Origin of the sequence: Streptomyces diastatochromogenes (assembly GCF_002242805.1) — a bacterium.
Classification (GTDB): Bacteria; Actinomycetota; Actinomycetes; order Streptomycetales; family Streptomycetaceae; genus Streptomyces; species Streptomyces diastatochromogenes.
This window is the reverse complement of record NZ_MCGQ01000078.1, coordinates 4,629-6,118: the sequence shown is the minus strand read 5'-3', so window position 1 is coordinate 6,118 and position 1,490 is coordinate 4,629. Positions and strand designations below refer to the sequence as shown.

At 69.9% G+C, this 1,490-nt stretch carries 1 protein-coding gene and 2 pseudogenes; all 3 read right to left on the bottom strand.

Annotation, left to right across the window (positions count from 1 at the left end):
* Positions 1 to 351: 351 nt before the first annotated feature.
* Positions 352 to 663 (bottom strand): annotated as a pseudogene (locus tag BEK98_RS50570) (hypothetical protein); the annotation flags it as partial.
* Positions 664 to 665: 2 nt separating this feature from the next.
* Positions 666 to 845, bottom strand: a pseudogene (locus BEK98_RS50565) (hypothetical protein); the annotation flags it as partial.
* Between the two features lie 52 nt (positions 846 to 897).
* Positions 898 to 1,490: aminoacyl-tRNA hydrolase (pth, locus tag BEK98_RS45090; RefSeq protein WP_094222644.1), on the bottom strand; the 593-nt coding region annotated here is incomplete at its 5' end.

Here is a 1,490-nt window from a genome sequence, read left to right as displayed (position 1 = left end):
CGACTTCACCGTGGCGCCCTTGGTGGCGGCCGTCGGCGCCCAGGCCTCGATGTGCCAGTCGACCTGCTGGACGCGGTCGAAGCCGAAGGCGTCCAGGTAGAACGTGCACACGTGCGGCTCNNGCGCGGCGGCGGGGGCGGCCAGGAGGGCCGCGGAGGCGAGGGCTGTCAGCACGCCGACGCGGGGGAGGGAGGGCATAGGGCAATCCATCTTCGAGATGCGAACGGGAAGATGTGGAGGGGGCGGTTCAGCTTCCAGTCCCGCCAGGCAGCCGGTCAATCACGAACAGGCAACACACTGGCCCCCCACAGACGTGAAGAACGCCCCAACCCCTCAGAGAGTCACGAACCCTCAGAGCGTCGCGAAGAAAGCGGCCGTCAGCAGCGCGATCCCCGACCCCGCCAGCACCCACGCGGGACGGGCCAGCCGCAGACCACCCGCCACGACCACCGACGCCAGCAGCAGCGCACCACCCAGCGGAACCCAGGCGTACAGAATCCCCGCCGGCCCCGACCGCACCACCTCATCGGTCCCCGGCTTCACGACGACGTCGTACGTCAGCCCCTTGCGCACCGCGACCGACTTCGCGATCTCCACGCCCGAACGCGCCCTCGCCCCGTCGGACACCGGCGTGAACGGGCCCCGGCACGTGTCCCCCGTACANNCGTGCCGCGCTCGCGCCCCTTCGTCAGCATCACGTGCTGCGCGGTCCCCCAGGAACCCCACACCCCGGTGAACAGGATCAGCGCGGCGAGCGCACCCATCGTGGCGACCCGCCCGAACCGCAGCGCGGTCACGGAGGCCTGGCGAGCGGTGGCGGCTGAGGCAGGCATGGCCGGGATCATTGGCCATACCCCTACGACCGGTCAACTCGGGCGGGCAGCAAGGCCGGACAAGTCAGGAGTTGTACGCGCTCTGCGCCCGCTCCAGCCCCTCGGTCACCAGACACTCCACCGAGTCCGCCGCACGGTCCACGAAGTAGTCCAGCTCCTTGCGCTCCGCCGAGGAGAAATCCTTCAGCACGAAGTCCGCGACCTGCATCCGCCCCGGCGGCCGCCCGATCCCGAACCGCACCCGGTGGTAGTCCGCCCCCATCGCCTTCGTCATCGACTTCAGACCGTTGTGCCCGTTGTCGCCACCGCCCAGCTTCAGCCGCAGCGTGCCGTAGTCGATGTCCAGCTCGTCATGGATCGCGACGATGTTCGCCACCGGCACCTTGTAGAAGTCCCGCAGCGCGTTCACCGGACCACCGGACAGGTTCATGAACGACATCGGCTTGGCCAGGATCACCCGCCGGTTCGCCGGCCCCACCGGACCGATCCGCCCCTCCACCACCTGCCCCTGCGCCTTGCCCGCCCGCTTGAACTTCCCCCCGATCCGCTCCGCGAGCAGATCCACCACCATGAACCCGACGTTGTGCCGGTTCATGGCGTACTCCGGCCCGGGATTACCCAGCCCGACGACGAGCCAGGGGGCGTTGGCGGGGGTGG